The organism is Bacteroides faecium, from assembly GCF_012113595.1.
Classification (GTDB): Bacteria; Bacteroidota; Bacteroidia; order Bacteroidales; family Bacteroidaceae; genus Bacteroides; species Bacteroides faecium.
Genome location: NZ_CP050831.1, coordinates 3,588,821 through 3,607,011 on the forward strand (window position 1 = coordinate 3,588,821; position 18,191 = coordinate 3,607,011).

Consider the following 18,191-nt stretch of genomic DNA (forward strand, 5'->3'; position numbering starts at 1 on the left):
GAAAATGAATGGCTGAATGTACGGATAGCCGGATGGTTGATTGGCTGGCTAATCGACTGAACGGTTGAACAGTCAAACGGCTGGCTAAACGGTTGGTTGGCTAAATGACTAAACGGCTAAACGTACAAACGGCTGGTTGTACAAATCATCATTAAAAACGAAATCAGTATGAAACGATTGAAACAGATTATACTACTGCTGGCGGCAGTGGTATCGGTGGCGGTACTGTCTTCCTGCAAGGAAACGAACGCCGACCGACTGGAAAAGATGCGGGGCGACTGGGTAAGCACAGGCAATAAGCCGCCCTTTACCCTTTCGGAAGAGAACGGGCAATACCGGGTAACGGTGATAAAGAAAAGCCATGCGGGAAGTACCCGGACGGAAACGTACCTCGTGCGTGAAACGGACGGCTACCTCTTTATCGAAACGGGGCTGGCGGTGATGCTGACCTATGACAAGGAGAAAGACCGCATACACCTGTCGCCCGGCGGGGAATATAAACGGAGTAACCATCAATTAAACAAGTAAGAACATGAAACAGATAAAAGCAATAGTCATGGGGTTGGCGTGCCTGCTGGCAGCGGGTACGGCTAACGCACAGTGGGTTGTGAGCGATCCGGGGAACTTGGCGCAAGGGATTATCAATACCGTCAAACAGATTGCGCAGACCTCTACAACGGCGAAAAACACATTGGACGGTTTTAAAGAAACCGCCAAAGTTTTTGAGCAAGGTAAAAAATATTATGATGCGCTAAAGGACGTACACGACGTGATAAAGGGCGGCGTGAAGGTAAAGAAGAGCATCGAGATGGTGGCGGATATTTCGGAAATCTATGTGCGGAACTACCAGAAGATGTTAGGTGATCCGAACTATACGCCGGATGAATTGAGTACTATCTCGTTCGGATACGCAAGGCTGCTAAGCGAGAGTGCGGACGTATTGCAGGACTTGAAAAACGTGGTGAATATCACCGGGATGTCGCTATCGGATGCGGAACGGCTGGCAATCATTGACCAGAGCTATAAACGGCTACTGGAATACCGTAATCTGGTGCAGTACTACACGAACAAGAATATCTCGGTGAGTTACCTGCGGGCGAAAAAGAAAAACGATACCGACCGGGTGATGGCGTTGTACGGCTCGGCGGACGAACGCTATTGGTGAGAACGGATTCCTATACATATATATAATAAGGTAAGACGATGTTATTATCAATAGACTTTGAAAACCTGCATCAGATATTGCACACGCTATATCAGGAAATGATGCCGCTATGCTCGAATTTGACGGGCGTAGCCAAAGGGATAGCCGGGTTGGGTGCGCTGTTCTATGTTGCCGCCAAAGTGTGGCAAGCACTTGCCCGTGCCGAACCGATAGATGTGTACCCGCTGCTCCGCCCCTTTGCCGTCGGGCTGTGCATCATGTTCTTCCCGACCTTCGTGCTGGGCACGATTAACACGGTTCTCTCTCCCGTGGTGAAAGGCTGCCACGGGATGCTGGAAACGCAGACCTTCGACATGAACAAGTACCGGGAACAGAAGGACAGGCTGGAATATGAGGCGAACAAGCGGAATCCGGAAACGGCGTACCTCGTGGATAAGGAAGAGTTCGACAAGAAACTGGATGAACTCGGATGGTCGGCGGGCGACCTGATTACGATGGGCGGGATGTACATAGACCGGGCGGAGTACCGGATGAAACAGAATATACGCAGGTGGTTTCAGGAACTCTTGGAACTGCTGTTCCAGTCCGCCGGGCTGGTGATAGACACGATACGGACGTTCTTTCTGATCGTCCTCTCCATCTTAGGGCCTATCGCCTTTGCGATAAGCGTCTATGATGGATTCCAAAGCACCCTGACGCAGTGGATCACCCGGTATATCTCCGTCTATATGTGGCTGCCCGTGAGCGACCTGTTCAGCTCGGTGCTGGCAAGGATTCAGGTGTTGATGCTCACCAAGGACATAGAGGCGATGAGCGATCCCACCTTTATACCGGACAGCAGTAATACGGTGTACATGGTATTCCTGATTATCGGGATATTCGGGTACTTCACGATACCGACCGTTGCGAACTGGATCATCATGGCGGGCGGCGTAAGCGGTGCGAACCGTGCGATGAACACGACTGCCGCCAAAGCGGGGAATGTTGCCGCTGCCGGGGCGGGTGCTGCCGTGGGGAATGTCGCCGGAAAACTTATCAAGTAACTAAAAAATCAAGAAAGGAAATGGAATTTAAAAGTTTGAAGAATATCGAAACGAGTTTCAGGCAGATACGTTTGTTTGCGCTGGTGTTCATCTGCCTGTGTGCGGTGGTGACGGGCTTTGCGCTCTGGAAGTCGTACAGCTTTGCCGAAGCGCAACGGCAGAAGATTTATGTGCTGGATAACGGGAAGTCGCTGATGCTGGCACTCTCGCAGGACGTGCAGCAGAACCGCCCGGTGGAAGCACGGGAACACGTGCGCAGGTTTCACGAGCTGTTTTTCACCCTCTCGCCGGACAAGTCGGCTATCGAGGGCAATATCAAACGCTCGCTGATGCTGGCGGACAAGAGCGCATTTAACTACTACAAAGACCTCTCGGAAAAGGGGTATTATAACCGGGTGATTTCGGGGAACATCAACCAGATGGTACAGATCGACAGCGTGCGGTGCGACTTTGACAAGTACCCGTACAATGTGCGGACGTTCGCCCGCCAGATCATCCTCCGTGAAAGCTCGGTGACGGAAAGAAGCCTTGTCACCCGCTGCCGGTTGTTGGATGCCGTCAGGAGTGACAACAACCCGCAGGGGTTCATCATCGAGGGCTTCGAGATTACCGAGAACAAGGACTTGCAAACCATCAAACGCTAACGGCATGGTCGGAAAATTTATAGCGAAGGTCATTGCTGAAATACAGGACTGGGCGGACGTAAAGCTCCGCCGCCTGTGCGGGCGTATCACGCCGGATCAGCGGGTGGTGGTTATCCTTGTGATGTTCGTGGTGTTCGGCGGGTTGTCGGTGTACATGACAGTGGCAGCCATCTACAACATCGGAAAAAGTGACGGTCGGGAACTGGGGATAGAGCATATCGACCAAATCCGGCTAAAGAATGACAGTATAATCAATCCTTTTAACAACCAGTAAATCATGGAAGAACAGAATCAGGAAAAAGAAACGGTAACGCAGCACGTAACGGTGACGGATGCCGCAGCCCCGGACACGGGGAAAGGGGACAAAGGGAAAAAAGGCGGCGGAAAGGACAAGAAAGCCGCCAGAGAACTGACACCGAAACAGATGCAGCAGCGGAAAAAGCTGTTGGTGTACCCGTTGATGGGCTTGCTGTTTTTGGGTAGTATGTGGCTGATCTTCGCACCTTCGGACAAGAAGGACGAAGGCGGGGAAACGGTCGGGGCGTTCAACGCCGATATTCCGCTGCCGGAGAATGACGGGATTATCGGCGACAAGCGGAAAGCCTATGAGCAGGCACAGGTAGAAAAGAAGCAGGCGGACAAGGTACGCTCGTTGCAGGATTTCGCTTTTGCGGCTGATAACGGGACGGACGAGGTGGAAATGGAACTGCCGGACAGCGAGCCGGAACGGGAGCCGTTCAGGGACTATTCGGGTTCGTCACGGGGAAAGGGCGTGAACTCTTCGACGGTTGCCTACCGGGACATCAACCGACAACTCGGCACGTTCTACGAAACGCCGAAGGTGGACGAGGAAAAGGAAGAACTGAAACGTCAGGTGGAAGAACTGACCGCCCGGCTGGATGCGCAGCAGGGACAGGCGGGCGGCATAGACGAGCAAGTCGCCCTGATGGAAAAGAGCTACGAGCTTGCCGCCAAGTACATGGGACAGAACGGGCAGGCAGGACAAAGCGGTGCGATCGTGCAAGTTCCCGTTACCGGACAGAATACCGGACAAGGGATGGGAAAGCCCGTCGTTGCGGTACAGGCGGCACGGCAGCAAACGGTGTCGGGACTGCAACAGCCGATGAGCGATGCGGAGTTCATGCGGGCGTACAGCCAGCCGAGAAACTACGGGTTCAATACGGCGGTCGGCAGCGGGTACGCTATGGGAAAGAATACGATACGGGCGTGCATCCATCAAGACCAGACGATTATGGACGGGCAGACGGTGAAGCTCCGGCTGCTCGAACCGCTGCAAGCGGGAAACCTTGTGATTCCGCAGAATACCCTTGTTTCGGGTACGGGAAAGGTACAGGGGGAACGGCTGGATATTGTGGTATCGTCCATCGAATACCGGGGTAACTTGTTGCCCGTGGAACTGGCGGTGTATGACAGTGACGGGCAGAAAGGCTTGTCCGTTCCTTCGTCGCTGGAACAGGAAGCGGCAAAGGAAGCCCTTGCGAATATCGGCGGCGGACTGGGGACAAGCATTTCGTTTGCGCAGAGTGCCGGACAGCAGATTGCTATGGATTTGACAAGGGGAGTAATGCAAGGCGGCAGCCAGTATCTTGCGAAGAAGTTCCGGACGGTGAAGGTGCATCTGAAAGCGGGGTATGAATTGATGCTTTACGCTAAACAACAATAGATAAACAAACTATAAATCATAAAAAAGAAAAGACAATGAAAAAGATTTTTGGATTGGTTGCCCTCGTTATGGGCGCAGTAATGTGCGTGAACGCACAAGTGAATGACACGGTACGGACGGTTGCCGGAAATGACCTGTATCAAGGGATTACGCAAAAGTTACCCTATCGGCAGATGGTTACTCCGTTCGGGGTACAGGTGACGTTTGCAAAAACAGTGCATATTATTTTCCCGTCAGCGGTGAAGTATGTGGACTTGGGTAGCAACTGGATTATTGCCGGAAAAGCGGACGGGGCGGAGAACGTGATCCGGGTGAAGGCTACGACCGAAGGGTTTCCGGGGGAAACGAATTTCTCGGTGATTTGTGAGGATGGTAGTTTTTACAGTTTTAATGCGAAGTATGCGCATGAGCCGGAAATGCTGAACATCGAGATGAAAGACTTTTTGGAGAATGAGGACACAACGGACTTTTCGCATACCCGGATGAATATCTATTTCCGTGAACTGGGCAGCGAAAGCCCGCTGCTGGTGAAGCTGATTATGCAGAGCATCTATAAGGCGGACAAGCGGGAAATCAAGCATCTGGGTTGCAAACGCTTCGGGGTGCAGTTCCTTTTGAAATCCATCCACTCGCATAACGGGCTGTTCTATTTCCATACGGAAACAAGGAACAGGTCGAACGTGGCTTTCAACACGGACTTTATCAAGTTCAAGATTGTGGATAAGAAAGTGCCGAAGCGCACCGCCATTCAGGAACGGGCGATAGATCCGGTACGCAGCTATAACGAGGTACTGATAACAAACGGGAAAAGCAATGTGCGCACGGTGTACGTCGTTCCGCAGTTCACCATACCGGACGACAAGATTCTGGTTATCGAACTGTTCGAGAAGAACGGCGGCAGGCATCAGACGATACGGGTGGAGAACGCCGACCTTGTGGCGGCGAAAGTGATTAACGAACTGAAAATAAAGTAAATGATGAAAAGGGTATTGTTGATTATCATGCTCTTCGGGGTGTGCCTGCATTTTAACCAGGCACACGCCCAGAGATGCCTGCCCGGAATGAAGGGAATACAGTTCACGGGCGGACTTTCGGACGATCTGCGTTGGAAAAACGGCAACGGTTTCGGCTACCATGCCGGGATAGCGGTAAGCACTTACACGAAAAACGCCCATCATTGGGTGGTCGGTGCGGAGTATCTGGAAAAGCGGTATGACTACCGGGGCAGCCTTTATCCGGTCAGCCAGTTCACGGGGGAAGGCGGGTATTACCTGAACTTCCTTTCGGACAGGAAGAAGACATTTTTTGCGGCACTGGGATTGTCCGCCCTTGCCGGGTATGAAACGGTGAACTGGGGCGAGCCGATGATGCCGGACGGTTCACGGCTGACTGACGGGGATAATTTCATTTACGGGGGTGCGCTGACGCTGGAATTGTCCGCATACCTGACGGACAGGATTGTCTTGCTGGTAAACGGACGGCAAAGGATGCTGTTCGGGGGTGATTGCGGAAAATTCCACTCGCAGGTCGGTGTGGGAATTAGGTTTATGATTCGATAACTACTATAATATGATAATGTATATGAAGAAGATAATTTATCAAATGCTCGTGGGCTGCTACATAGTGGCCGCCCTCGTGCTTGTGTGTGCCTGTAATAGTCAGTTGGATATTCAGACGAGATACCCGTTCACGGTGGAGACGATGCCCGTCCCCAAAAAACTGAAGGTGAACGAAACGGCGGAAATCCGTTGTGAACTCAAACGGGATGGACGCTGGGAAGATACCCGGTACACGATACGCTGGTTCCTCTATGACGGGAAAGGTACATTGAAAACAGAGGATGGCACGGTGCTACTGCCGAATGACCGTTACCCGCTGGAGAAAGAAACGTTCCGGCTGTATTTTACTTCGCAGTCGGACGATCAGAGCAGTTTGAAGGTGTGGGTGGAAAATTCATTTTCCCAAACCGTGGAACTGGAGCTAAGTTTTAATAATGACAATTCGGAAGAATGACTAAAAAAGTAAACAATGAAAGAGAATACAGTTCCGGGGGTGTATCTTCTTAATATAGATATGGGGTGCGAACAGGCGAAAGAGGAATTTAAACGGATGGGATTTACAGACGGGGAAAAGCAGGACTTTCAACGGTTTACCCCGCAAGCCTTGTCCGTAACTCCGCTTTGGCTGGTTTGGCACGGGACGATACACAACGGCAATATGTTGCTGAAAAGTGATGAAGAACTGATACCGCTGGGTATCAGTTCAAAAACAGAGCTTCCTATCCGCAGGTTGAGTGAACTTGTCCGGGAACATAGCCATAGAACGGGAAGGTATCAGGACGAAACGGAGAACGGGGATTATTCTCTGGAAAGATTGTGCCGGTTTGAACGCACGAGTGAGAAGTGCACGGCTGCCGTCCGGCAAGACGGCTGGGAACTGGCACACGTGCCGGAAGAGGTGAAAACGCCGGAAATGTGCCGTCTTGCACTTGATAACAGTGCAGATTTGGCTTATGAAAACTTGGAACTGTTGCACTATGTGCCATTCCCGGATATTTGTCTGGAATATATCAGGGCGAATAACGGGTGCGGCGATGTTGAACTGCCGGAAATATTGAGTGCCCTTGCACCGGGAGTCATTGACAGCCGGATAGCGGACTATGCCATCGAACAGGACGGGCGGTGTTTGGGTGTGCTGCCTGCCCATCTGCAAACCGTGGAACGGGCTGAAAAGGCGGTAAAGGAAGCAGGTACGGAAGCCCTTGCGGGCGAAAAGGTACGTGCGGAACTGAAAACGGAAGGGCTGTACCGAAAATGTGCGGAACATAGCTGGATGTCATTTGCCCTGCTTCCGAAAGCGGAGCGTTCGCCGGAAATCTGCCTGCTGGCAGCAAAACTCTATCCCCAAGAAACAGCCCAACGTCCGGACTTGATACCGGAAAGCGTGAAAAACGGGTGCAACGTGTATTCGCTCTGCAAAATGATGGAAGCACGGACGGGGGAAAAGTTCACATACCAACAGATGACGGACTTCTACAACGGGAAACCGCTGAACGTGCGCCGGATGGAAACGCCGGACGGGGTACAGAAGGACAAGGCGGTGAAGTTCGACAAGGAAAAGCAGGACTTTTCTTTCTCGGCTATCCGGCAGGAACGGAAAAAAGGATTGCGGATGTGATATGAGCCGACAATACAAAATAGTGAGAAAGCATCCTTCGGGATGCTTTTTTGTATGGGTAGCAATGAAAAATACAGCAAACACTGTGTTTTCTAAAAACTTTATTTTATATTTGGCAAAAGATGCCAGATGAAGCCGTTAAATATCCTAATATGGTCGATTATCGAAAAAGAACGGACGGGAAACGAAAAGGGAGTTTAGGGGTGGCGGGGTATCTTTGGTACTATCAATGAAAAGTAAATAATAAAATACCGGATTATGAATATTAAAACATTTTTAATTATGGCTATAATGGCATTTGCGAGTTGTGGCAATGCGCAAGTGAAAACAAAAACAGAAAAAGAGATGAAACAGGAAATAGTAAAATTGGAAGAGTTGATAAAAGAAGAATTGAAAATGGTAGAGACTTACCCCGAAAAGCCTGCATACTATTTGCAAATCAATAAAACAGGATGCAGGCTACTTATCAGAGTGGATGATATTCCTATAGGTCATCATTTTGTAAAGAATGATGGTCAATCAATGCTTTATCCTATCAATGATGTTTTATTCGGAAGTGGAAAACATACGGTCAGCATTCAAGTTTATCCTTGTATTGGCGAAACAGAAGTTACCAAAAATGCCAGTGTCAATATAAAGGTTGTTCACTATAAGGAAAAGTTGGTGGGTATGCCTAAAACATTGGTGGAGTTAGATACTCCGGTAGAAATCGGAACAAAAAAACTTCCAATATATACCGATTCTGTAAGTTTTAATGCTACACTTCCTTTCGATCACAAAAGGATTCTTGCCGAGGCAAAAGACCTGCGGAAAGTCCCAGACTTAGAAAAAAAGGTTCTGGCTCATTATAACAAAGTCCGCCGAATGATGATAGATGGAAAGTATTATGAGTACCAAAAGATGCGCCTTTCCACTACGTGGGTATTAACCGATATGAATTATTTGGGGGAAAACGCATTGAGAAAAGCCTATATTGATTCAGATGATTTATTTCGTTTTCTCTGTGAACCTATAGATTGGATTTTGTTGCCTATCGAAAATTACGAGATGGTTATTTGCGGAAATGGTAAACTGGTCTATCTGCGGCGTAAAGTTGAATTGGATAATGTTCTACGAGCTAATTTTTATGATACGGAAGAGCAAAAGAAACTCTCCCCTAATATGCGTGTAGTTTCTGCATCCAAGTTCATTTCTCTGTATATGCCACAAGGCAGCGATGAACTAATGGAATTATATTAATGACATATCTTATTTTAATAATGAATAGCAATTGTCGAAGAACTTGAAGAGGCGATTAATGACGAGAGAATTAAACCGTTCACGAGAGTAACAGCAAAATCAGATATTTAAAATTCATGTCATGGTAAAATATGTTATTGGTTGTTTTTTATTATTGTTATTAATATGTTGTTTTGATGGTTCACATCAGTCAAAAACGGAACAAAATACAATTGATACACTGAGTGCTTATAAATATAAGGAATCAGGAAAAGTTAAATCTGCAAATGGAGATAAACGTGGAGCAATAAAGGATTATACAAAAGCAATATCATTCAATCCCGATTACGATATTGCTTACTATAATAGAGCAAATGCTAAAATGAGTATTAAGAATTATAAAGGAGCTATTGATGATTATACAAAGGCAATTGAGATTAATAAATATTTCGCACAAGCATATCATAACCGTGCTTTACTTAAATATGAAATGGGAGACTTTAAAGGTGAACTTTCTGATTACCGCTTAGCTATCAAGTATTGTGAACCGGATTCCGATATATACAATAATCTGGGACGTGCCTTATATGACTTAGAACGTTTCAAAGAATCGGCAGAAGCCTACGGTGAGGGCATTAAGTATTTCCCAGAGGATTACAGACTGTATTACGGTCGAGGATTGGCTCGCAAGCGAACCGGAGATAAAAACGGAGCTTGTGAGGATTGGATAAAGAGCAGCGAATTAGGATGTGTACAAGCAAATATGCTGTTGCCCTTGTGCGAGGAGTATATTCAGGAAAAGAATGATTCTTTGAAGAGACATAAAGGGAATTAAATGGCGGGGTAACTTTGGAGCGACAATCAAAAATCAAAAGATATGAAAATGAAAAGCAGTATGAGGCAATTCGTATTTATTATAGCATTTCTTTTACCTGTTCTATGTAAAGGACAAGCTATTGATAATTTAGAAAATAAAAATATGGATATGAAAGTTGAAGAATTTTTAGAGAAGCAGGCTTCCTTAATGAAGTCCTACCCTGTTAAACCAATGTATTACATCCAAATAAACAAACAGGAATGTAAGGTTATTGTTTCTGTCAATGACATATTGATAGGACACCAATTTGTTAAAGATGAAGGGCAAACAATGCTTCTTCCTATCAATGCCTATTTAAGAAGCAGTGGTGAATTTTCTTACGGAATAGAAGTTTTGCCTAAGAAAAATGAACTCTATTTGACCGATAAGGCATGAGTTGATGTGAAAATATACTATTTAGAGGATAAAGAACAGCCATTAAGCAAAGCTAAACAACTGGGGGAAAGTCTGCGTTTACCGGCAAATATAGGAGAGAAAAAATTAAAGGTCTTTAAAGGAGAATCCCGTTTTACGGCTGAACTGCCTTTCGATTATAGCGATAGATTAAAGAACGCACAAGATTTATCTACTATTCCGGATTTGGAACAAAAAGTAGTCGATTATTACAATAAAGTACAAAAGTGGATAATCGATTGCGATTTATACACATTTTTAAGGGAAACTGCTGATGTTACATTGCATGAAGCCGAAATGATATACTTAAAAAAGGAAGATTATCCTGACTTTTCAAAAGGAGCTAAAGTTTTCTTTAACGTTGATGGTGTTTTAGATAGAAAAGTCCTTCCTGTACAAAATTATGAAATGGTACTTTGTCATGGCAATAAATTAGTGCAATTACGCTCTAAAATTGACTTGAAGACAGTCTTGCGGGTGGATTATTATAAATCGAAAGAATATAAAGATGCAAAAGCAAATACTATTACAAGTAAAAACATAATGCTTTATATACCTGATGGGGAGAATGAATTTAAAATGTTTTATTAAATGAGTACTCAAATTTAAAGGAAGACGGATGATAAAATCAAGGTTGTAACAGTGGTTCTTTGCTACTTTGCTTTCCCGCCACAGCGTCACGGAAGAAAGTAGTGAAAAAATCCGATTGAAAGAGTGGTTTCTTTGCTTCTTGTCTTTTCCGCTACGGCTCACGAAAGAAAGAAGTCCGGCAAAATATCCGGTAAGGAACAAAGGGCGGTAAAAAAAGAAGTCCGGGCGGATCGCTACCCGTCCCGAACTTCCGGCGATGAAACAAAAGAGTAGAAAGAAAGTGGTTAGGCTGCAATCCCTTCGGGCTGCGGTTGTTCTTCGGGTTGGGTGATTTCATGCCCTTTTGCCTTCGTCTTTTCCTGTACCAAAAGAACGGCTTTGCGTTCCTCGATGCGCTGGTGTCGTTTCTCGTACACTTCGTTATATCCGCTTTCGATGGCTGAAAGTTCTTCGGGCATGTGCTTACGGGCGAAGTCAAGCAAAAGGGATGCTTCGGTATTGTTGCCGTATGCGCTTCGGAAATTGGCTATCAGATAATCCCTGCGGATAATGGTTTTTATCCTAACGGTGAGATTTTCCACGATATTCATTTTGTCCTCGTCCGTGAGGTAGTGTTTCCCTTCTTCGGTGATACCTACGGCAGCAAAATGTTCGCTCCGCAAATTGGAGAGCATGAAGAAATAAAGTATCTTTTCCTCGTCCGCACTGAACTTTCCGCCCGTTATGTCGGCTTCCATTATCTGCCGTTTGGTATCTTCAACCGTCCTTTCTACGGCTATCTCCTTGTTGCGCTCGTCCTGCTTCTCCAATTTCTGAACAGGTGAAAGGGTGGTTTCGGTGGGCGTTCCGTCCGCTTCGGTTGCGTTCTCCACATAACAGAAAGTAATCTCCTGTTTCCCTATCTTGGCGTAAACGGTGATTTCTCCCGCTTCGCTCCGCCCTGTGATTTCTTCCTCTTTCTCCATATAGTCCGCCCATTGCTGTTCGTAACGGGTGCGGGCTTCCTCGTAACGTTCGGGGGTGTTAAAATTTTCCTCTTTGGGTTCTTGGGGGCTGACGGGGAAAGCGGTGTATCTTTCAAGGCTTTCAACCTCGTACCCTAAAGCGATTAACCGTTCTATCACTGTTTCGTTGGTGCTGTAACGGTCACGGCAAAGGGAAACGTTCGGGGTTTGCTGCATGATTTGAACGGCTCTCTCCATGAGGAAAGATGCGTTCATTTCAGCCAGACAAGTGCGGTTGGCGCAATGTCCGCAGCCGCCATCGGCAAACAAAAGCAGATTGTTCGTATTGTGGGCGCACGTTGCACACTCGGTCTTGTCAAAGGAATAGTAGCGCAAATCGGTGGTATAGTTGCTCTCTATCCGTTTGGCAACATCGGCAGCTTTCAGTCCCCGCCAACTGTTGTAGTTGTTCCCGTCCTGCAAATGTTTCTCGTACACTTCACGCTGTATATCTTCCCCGTAACGGCAGATTTCGGCTGCTACGCTGATGGTGATTTCGTCCGTTTCCAATAATTCAGCTATTTCGGGGATTAGGGCGGTGAATTTCAAACGGGTACGGATATAGTTCTCGTTCTTGCCGAAACGTACCGCCAACGTTGCTACGGTGTGCCTTCCCGTTTCAATCATGCGTTGGTAGGCGTTGGCTTCCTCTATGGGTGTCACGTCTTCACGCTGCAAGTTCTCGGCTATGGCTGCATCTTCGGCTGCATCGTCCGTCAGTTCCGAAACAATGACGGGTATCTGTTCCATTTCCGCAATGACGGATGCACGGTATCTGCGTTCACCGAAAACAATCTCGTAACGGTCTGTGTTGGCTATCGGTCGCACGGTGATAGGCTGTAAAACTCCCTGTTGTTTGATACTTTCCGCCAGTTCATACAGGGCGGGTTCGCTGAAATATTTACGGGGGTTAAAACTGCTCGGCTGAATGTTTGCCAATGATACCCATGTGATGTTTTTCTCTGCTGCTGATTGATTTACTGTTGTTGCTTTCATAATTCTGTTATTTTTAAGTTGATTAAAATTCTGCTTGATAAAATGGTTTCTTTGCTATCTTTCTTTCACCGCTTCGGCTCACCGAAAGAAAGTAGCGGGCGGACTGCTCCGCCCTTGTGAGTTTTATTTGCGGTTATAGCATACGTTTACAAAATTCATTTTCCGTTCTACCGCATTTTTCAGCGTGTAATATGTTCCGCCAACGGGGGCGAGTGCATCGTAATAGACCATAAGGAAAGCGGAGTTATTTAAAAGGTAGTCGTTACGGCACAAAAAACAGCCTTCAAAATAGTTTTCGGATAGGGTTACAACTTCATCGGCTTGCGCCAAAATGTTGTTATAACGCTGTTTGTAGGCTTCGGTGTATCGGTCTGCCTGCCCTTTGAACGGGATAACACATTTTAGACGGATGTACGGGTATTCCTTTTTGAGCTTTAAAACTTCTTCGGCTGCAATGATGTCGAAGCCGTCAGCCATTCCCGACAAAAAGGTGTGATAACCTTTCTTTATGCAAAATTCCTTTATCGCTGCCCACGTGTTATGTGCCACGTTTATAAAAAAACGTTGGCGGTCGGTCGTGAATTTGGCTATCCGATTGGCACGGTGTCCCGAAAAAGCAACGGTACTTTTTTTCAGCCATTCGTCACGCTCTTTCCGGCATTGCTCCAATGTGGGACGCAATGTTGAAAACAACTCACCGTTTAAATGTCGGTAGTCATATTGGTAGTATATTTTTCCTCTGAACGCTCCTAAACAGCATTTTATATACTTTTCCTCTCCCAAACCTTTGGTTGTTGATATTCCGTTTTCAGTCAATTTCTTTGTTTCCATATTGGTATATTTTAGATTGTTATTACTCGGTTATTTCTTCCCATACGCCACGCTGTTTGTCAAAATCAACGTTGTAATAATAGGCGGTCTTTGTCTTGGGCTTTTTCCGTCCGCCTAAAACTTGGGTTTCTAAAACCTTGTACCCCTTGCGGGTTTCTGCCACAATTTCACAGGTGAGGTACGATAAAAATTTGTGCTTGAATTTCTTTCTTTCCATAATTCAGAATATTAAAAGAATGATAATCAGAACGAACACGATACCGACAAACAACCGCCAAACAAGGGCGAGAATAAACCGTGCCACGAAGTAAAACAGGAGTACGGCGAAGAATAAGGCGAAAAACTGCCCTGCGGTGGTGGTGAAAAAGTAAATCACCACAGACCAAAGGATCGTTTTCATTTTATCGGGTGTTGTGGGCGGATTGCTCCGCCCTTGTTCGTATTTAGGCATAGAATACAAAACCGTCAAGGAACTTGTAACTACCGTTGAATAGGTCACGGGCATAGGCTGCATAATCGAAATAATTCAGAGCAAAATCGGGTAGCTCGTAACATTGTTCTATTACTTCACGGGCATAATCTTCTTCCTCGTCATATTGCCCGATATATTCATCAGTGAATTTTTTTACAAGGTCGTCCGCATCGGCTTTGCTTAAATCCCTACTTTCGCAATCCAACCAAGCGGAAAAGGCTTCTTGTACGGTTGAGTCCATATCTTCCACTTTGTCCCGTAGCTCGAAGAATATCTCTGAAATCCAACTTTCGCTAACGAGTTCTTCGGGTATGTTTTCCCGGTCTTGAAACATAAATTCGGGGTCTTCCTCGTCTTTGTGTAGTTCCTTGCACGCTTCCATAAATTCGTCTTTGTCGGCAAAATCGGAGAGATTGAACCATTTGCCGAAAAGTGAACCTGCATTGTACTTGGCGTATGTGCCTACATAAATTGCTGCTTCTGAAAAATCTGTTGCCATAACTCAAAAAATTAAATTGTTACTACTTGTTTTTGTTATCATCGCTTGCCGCCCCAACCAAATTTTTTCCCTTTGGCTGATTGGGAAGAACATTGACAATAATCAAGAGCGGAAAGGGAGAATTGCAATTATCTGAAAAAATGGTAAATACTACCCACAGGGTGGAGATTTGGCATTTTTTGCGGATTTGCTTTCGCCCCTGCCTACCTTCGTCAATGTTTTCCCAATCAGCCCTAAGGGGGAAAATTCAACCCTTCAGTAAATTGAATGAGTGATAGATTACTTATCGGTACAAGTCGGGAAAGTGCTATTATGAAAGCCGGAAAGTTCCGTTTCCGGGAAAGGAAAAGAAATATAGGTTGGTAATGCGGGGTGGAAAGACAACTCTTTGGCGTGGGGGATTCTTCTTTTGCCGATTTATCGGATTAGAAAGAAGGGTACACCACGACAATGTGTTGTGCGGGTTGGCGAGGTTCTTTTCGTCCGGTTTACGGTAAACGGACAGAGCAATCAGCTATCCGGCTTTTGCGGATGGCCGTGCGATGGCAGTGGCGGAAACGGGCGGAAAGTTCCGCAGACCAAGGATTATCCTTTCAGTCACGGCAAAGCCCAAAGAAGAAAATAACGGTTGAAAAAACGGGTAAGACAATAAGGGGCTGCCGGGACAAACATCAGGGAACTTATTTGAACGGGATGGCGCACGGAAAGTTTCGATGAAATCGAAGCTCCGGGTGACAGCACGGGCGAATGTGTTCCGTTTGTCCCTTCCGGTTTTGCGTACACTTTCGGGCATGGAGCTTGCCGGAGTGCTTGAAGGTGTACGGGAAGCTGGAACAGACCTATACCGCTGACGGGTGGGCGGGAATAAATGGAAACAGCAGTCCAATAAATTATGCAAACTGTGTGAGGGTTTGGAAATTAAATTCTTATATTTGAGGCAGAAGAGGATAAAAAGGAAGGATTGAATATTATAGGCGGTTGCCCATCAAAACAGGCATCTATGATGGAATCTCTCTTTGGTATTGGCAAATAAGACAAATATAGGATAGTCTGTACTCAAAATAAATACAATTATGAAACTATTTACAATATCGCTATTATTGGCATTACTTGTGGGTTGTGTGAATAAAGAGGAGAAACGTTATAGATACGTTTGTGATAGTTTGAATAGGCTGGATTTTCCGCCAAGACAGTTCGACACACTATTCTTTCATAAATATGAAAATGGGGATATAGTTGATACGGTATATCCTGACGGTAGGTATGAATTTATACAAACTTTATATAATGGTAATTATTATCACCTGATGCGTGATAAAGATTATCCTGTAGTAAATGCTATGCAATATGATAGAGAAGGGAAATTATTATACTGGGATCAGGAATTTCTTCATGGAGAAACCCTCTCTGCTTATACTGTGGAGTATGATAAAAATGGGCAAGTTACTAAATTTTACAATTTAGATGCAGGTGATGAGGGGTATATTTATCCCACATATTCTATTCATCAACTACTTGATGAACTAAAAAAAGAAAATATAGATTTGTTCCATAATATCTCCATATACTATTATGGGAAAGACTATTTTGATACAGATTCAGTTCCATATAAAAGATGGGGCTGGTATGTAGATATAAAAGATACGATTGATTCCAACGATAACTGTAATATGACCGGGCGGCTATACGACGGGCAATCAGGTGAACTTCTGGATGTATATAGAGGGAAATGGGAAGATTGGCATTTCAATTTTGATAAAGATGTCAAATGAATTTGCTTCACAGGATACCAACCGTCATTTTCCACACCTATAAGGAATCCGGTTACTTAGGATAACTGAACTTAACCGGACAGACGCATTTACACGTTAGGGATTGCAGGGGAAAGCCCACAGCTCCGGCGAGGACTTGTAACGGAAAGCCCGACCGTTTACGGGAACGCCCAAAGAATATCCCTACCACATATCATGGGACATCGTATTATCTCCACCTTATTTACCCGTCACCCTTTCTGTTCGTCCTCAAAAGCGATGGTCTTGGCAAGGAACAGACCAATTACAAACTTCGCTCCATGTTCGATCAATTTGCGGCGTGTCTGTATGAATCCTTCGCCAGTTGTCAGTAGATCATCAATCAACAGAACGCATTTGTCCTTGATATATTCGGGATGAAATTGCAGGTTGGCGGTCTTGTCCTGCCCGTGCGTGCCTTTGAGTTGGGGACGGTCGGCGGTGAGCGTGATAGCCCCGTAGCCGTCGGCTACTCCGATGTCCGCCGATAGCTTGCGGCAAAACTCTTCGTAACGGATGCGATTCTTCTCACGGGTGGATGCGGGAATAGGAACGAGTACGGCACGGTGCTTGTTCTCCTGAATGGCACGGATGCGGCTGATAGCGATGGAAAAGAGCTTGACGGCAAGGTCGGTTTCGTGCCCGGACTTGAACTTGAAAATAAGGTTGGAAATCTTCTTGCCCTCAAAGGTGATCTTGTCGTTGCGCCGGACGGGGCAATAATCATACAGGTAAAGGCACAGGCTGCCGTCCAGACGGAAAAAGCCCTGAAAACGGTTATCCAACGGGTAAAAGGCTTTGCGGAAATCGTTCAGGAAGGTAAAGATGAGAACGTTGTTCCAGAAACGGGCTTCGTCCTCGCTGCCGGACTTCAAATAGTACATGAAGCCTGCCAGATGCCCGCTTTCGTACAAGCCCATGCCGATAGTCAGCCTTTCATTGAAACAGGTCTGATTGACGATATACCATCCGCAAGATGCAAACTGCTGTTCGTAATCGGAACGGGTTTCGAGCAGGAAATAGAATTTGCCGTCGTCCTCGAAACGGATCACGTACTCGCACCGAAGGGCGACCTTGCATAAAATGCGGTTTTCTTCCTCGACGGTTTCGAGGGTAAGGGGAAAGGTGTATTGTGCTACAAATATAGGGCGTTCCATAGTTAAACGTGTTTGTTCGTTTGCAAAGGAATGGATTCCCGGAGAACCGACCAATTAAAAACGGAAAAAATATGCCGGCTGCAAGAAAATATGTTGCTTTCTGCACCAATTTACACGGTATCGGACATGACAAAGTTACATACGCAGCGCAAAACAGGGATAAGCGGTAACATTATTGGTATAATGAGTTAGATACTGAAACCGGATTTCGGTTTACGGTGCACATTTTTTTGTATTGAAGCTAACATTTGGTCATAATTCTGTTCGGAAGTCTTTTTTTGTCCATTCTCAATCCACGCCAATAGTTCATCTTCGTAAAAGTAGAGTTTCTTTCCTTTCTTGTAATAGGGGAGAAGCCCTTTGCGTACAAGGGTATAGATGGTAGACTTGGCTTTTTTGATGATTCGTGATGCATCGTCTATCTCTATCAATACATGCTTCTCCGATTGCGTTGGTTGAAGTTTCAACACCATTTGTTTTAACTCAGCGACCTGTTCGATCAGATAAGTTATCGCTTGCGGTAACTTATCGAAAGTGATTTCATCATTATACATAAGTGCATCTTTTTTTAAGTTCGACGCACAAAGAAAATAAGTGATTTTATGGTGGATTCTTTCACTGGGATATAACTGTTGTAAGCTTTAATATTG

Annotated in this window: 23 protein-coding genes; 15 read left to right on the forward strand and 8 right to left on the reverse strand. The window is 45.9% G+C overall.

Annotated features, from left to right (window positions below):
- Positions 1–168: 168 nt before the first annotated feature.
- The 14 genes from BacF7301_RS12850 (at position 169) to BacF7301_RS12915 (ending at position 10,792) form a co-directional block, all read left to right on the forward strand.
- Positions 169–528 (forward strand): DUF3876 domain-containing protein, encoded by a 360-nt coding sequence (locus BacF7301_RS12850; RefSeq protein WP_167963374.1) that lies wholly within the window; start codon positions 169–171, stop codon positions 526–528.
- Positions 529–532: 4 nt separating this feature from the next.
- Complete coding sequence (locus tag BacF7301_RS12855; RefSeq protein ID WP_167963376.1) at positions 533–1,165, forward strand: DUF4141 domain-containing protein; 633 nt, start codon at positions 533–535, stop codon at positions 1,163–1,165.
- Between the two features lie 38 nt (positions 1,166–1,203).
- Positions 1,204–2,208 carry a conjugative transposon protein TraJ gene (gene traJ, locus BacF7301_RS12860; RefSeq protein WP_167963378.1) on the forward strand — a complete coding sequence of 335 codons (1,005 nt, stop codon included), beginning with the start codon at positions 1,204–1,206 and terminating at the stop codon, positions 2,206–2,208.
- A 20-nt stretch (positions 2,209–2,228) separates the two neighbouring features.
- Positions 2,229–2,852 (forward strand): conjugative transposon protein TraK, encoded by a 624-nt coding sequence (gene traK / locus BacF7301_RS12865; protein WP_009131536.1) that lies wholly within the window; start codon positions 2,229–2,231, stop codon positions 2,850–2,852.
- A 4-nt stretch (positions 2,853–2,856) separates the two neighbouring features.
- A complete protein-coding gene (locus tag BacF7301_RS12870) occupies positions 2,857–3,126 on the forward strand; it encodes a TraL conjugative transposon family protein (protein ID WP_167963380.1) in 270 nt (89 codons plus the stop codon).
- Positions 3,127–3,129: 3 nt separating this feature from the next.
- Complete coding sequence (gene traM / locus BacF7301_RS12875; protein WP_209319445.1) at positions 3,130–4,536, forward strand: conjugative transposon protein TraM; 1,407 nt, start codon at positions 3,130–3,132, stop codon at positions 4,534–4,536.
- Positions 4,537–4,571: 35 nt separating this feature from the next.
- On the forward strand, positions 4,572–5,510 hold the full coding sequence (gene traN, locus BacF7301_RS12880) for a conjugative transposon protein TraN (protein WP_167963382.1): 939 nt from the start codon (positions 4,572–4,574) through the stop codon (positions 5,508–5,510).
- A gap of 3 nt (positions 5,511–5,513) precedes the next feature.
- Positions 5,514–6,095, forward strand: a complete 582-nt coding sequence (locus BacF7301_RS12885) for a conjugal transfer protein TraO (RefSeq protein ID WP_167967194.1) — start codon at positions 5,514–5,516, stop codon at positions 6,093–6,095.
- 22 nt (positions 6,096–6,117) lie between these two features.
- Positions 6,118–6,549 (forward strand): DUF3872 domain-containing protein, encoded by a 432-nt coding sequence (locus tag BacF7301_RS12890; protein WP_167963384.1) that lies wholly within the window; start codon positions 6,118–6,120, stop codon positions 6,547–6,549.
- A 15-nt stretch (positions 6,550–6,564) separates the two neighbouring features.
- A complete protein-coding gene (locus BacF7301_RS12895) occupies positions 6,565–7,713 on the forward strand; it encodes a hypothetical protein (RefSeq protein WP_245208228.1) in 1,149 nt (382 codons plus the stop codon).
- A 258-nt stretch (positions 7,714–7,971) separates the two neighbouring features.
- The gene (locus tag BacF7301_RS12900; protein ID WP_245208229.1) at positions 7,972–8,952 is read left to right on the forward strand and encodes a hypothetical protein; all 981 of its coding nucleotides are present in this window, start codon (positions 7,972–7,974) and stop codon (positions 8,950–8,952) included.
- Positions 8,953–9,073: 121 nt separating this feature from the next.
- Positions 9,074–9,766, forward strand: coding sequence for a tetratricopeptide repeat protein (locus BacF7301_RS12905; RefSeq protein ID WP_167963386.1), 693 nt, complete (start codon positions 9,074–9,076; stop codon positions 9,764–9,766).
- Positions 9,767–9,808: 42 nt separating this feature from the next.
- Complete coding sequence (locus BacF7301_RS12910; protein WP_167963388.1) at positions 9,809–10,183, forward strand: hypothetical protein; 375 nt, start codon at positions 9,809–9,811, stop codon at positions 10,181–10,183.
- Between the two features lie 6 nt (positions 10,184–10,189).
- Positions 10,190–10,792 (forward strand): hypothetical protein, encoded by a 603-nt coding sequence (locus tag BacF7301_RS12915; RefSeq protein WP_167963390.1) that lies wholly within the window; start codon positions 10,190–10,192, stop codon positions 10,790–10,792.
- Between the two features lie 284 nt (positions 10,793–11,076).
- On the opposite strand, the gene BacF7301_RS12920 is transcribed toward BacF7301_RS12915, so the two are convergent.
- From BacF7301_RS12920 to BacF7301_RS12945, 6 genes are all read right to left on the reverse strand, one after another.
- Entirely contained in the window at positions 11,077–12,792 is a 1,716-nt protein-coding gene (locus BacF7301_RS12920) for a ParB/RepB/Spo0J family partition protein (RefSeq protein WP_167963392.1), read from the reverse strand.
- 123 nt (positions 12,793–12,915) lie between these two features.
- Positions 12,916–13,623: an SLOG family protein gene (locus BacF7301_RS12925; RefSeq protein ID WP_167963394.1), complete on the reverse strand. Its 708-nt coding sequence runs from the start codon at positions 13,621–13,623 to the stop codon at positions 12,916–12,918.
- Between the two features lie 22 nt (positions 13,624–13,645).
- Positions 13,646–13,840: a hypothetical protein gene (locus BacF7301_RS12930; RefSeq protein ID WP_167963396.1), complete on the reverse strand. Its 195-nt coding sequence runs from the start codon at positions 13,838–13,840 to the stop codon at positions 13,646–13,648.
- A gap of 3 nt (positions 13,841–13,843) precedes the next feature.
- Positions 13,844–14,023 (reverse strand): hypothetical protein, encoded by a 180-nt coding sequence (locus BacF7301_RS12935; RefSeq protein WP_167963398.1) that lies wholly within the window; start codon positions 14,021–14,023, stop codon positions 13,844–13,846.
- A 43-nt stretch (positions 14,024–14,066) separates the two neighbouring features.
- The gene (locus BacF7301_RS12940; protein ID WP_167963400.1) at positions 14,067–14,594 is read right to left on the reverse strand and encodes an antirestriction protein ArdA; all 528 of its coding nucleotides are present in this window, start codon (positions 14,592–14,594) and stop codon (positions 14,067–14,069) included.
- A 514-nt stretch (positions 14,595–15,108) separates the two neighbouring features.
- A complete protein-coding gene (locus BacF7301_RS12945) occupies positions 15,109–15,492 on the reverse strand; it encodes a sialidase family protein (RefSeq protein WP_167963402.1) in 384 nt (127 codons plus the stop codon).
- Between the two features lie 175 nt (positions 15,493–15,667).
- Between BacF7301_RS12945 and BacF7301_RS12950 the strand changes: the two genes are divergently transcribed.
- Positions 15,668–16,366, forward strand: a complete 699-nt coding sequence (locus BacF7301_RS12950; RefSeq protein ID WP_167963404.1) for a hypothetical protein — start codon at positions 15,668–15,670, stop codon at positions 16,364–16,366.
- 230 nt (positions 16,367–16,596) lie between these two features.
- On the opposite strand, the gene BacF7301_RS12955 is transcribed toward BacF7301_RS12950, so the two are convergent.
- Both BacF7301_RS12955 and BacF7301_RS12960 read right to left on the reverse strand, forming a co-directional pair.
- Complete coding sequence (locus BacF7301_RS12955; RefSeq protein ID WP_245208230.1) at positions 16,597–17,541, reverse strand: ComF family protein; 945 nt, start codon at positions 17,539–17,541, stop codon at positions 16,597–16,599.
- A gap of 188 nt (positions 17,542–17,729) precedes the next feature.
- Entirely contained in the window at positions 17,730–18,095 is a 366-nt protein-coding gene (locus BacF7301_RS12960; RefSeq protein ID WP_057088029.1) for a helix-turn-helix domain-containing protein, read from the reverse strand.
- Between the last annotated feature and the right edge of the window lie 96 nt (positions 18,096–18,191).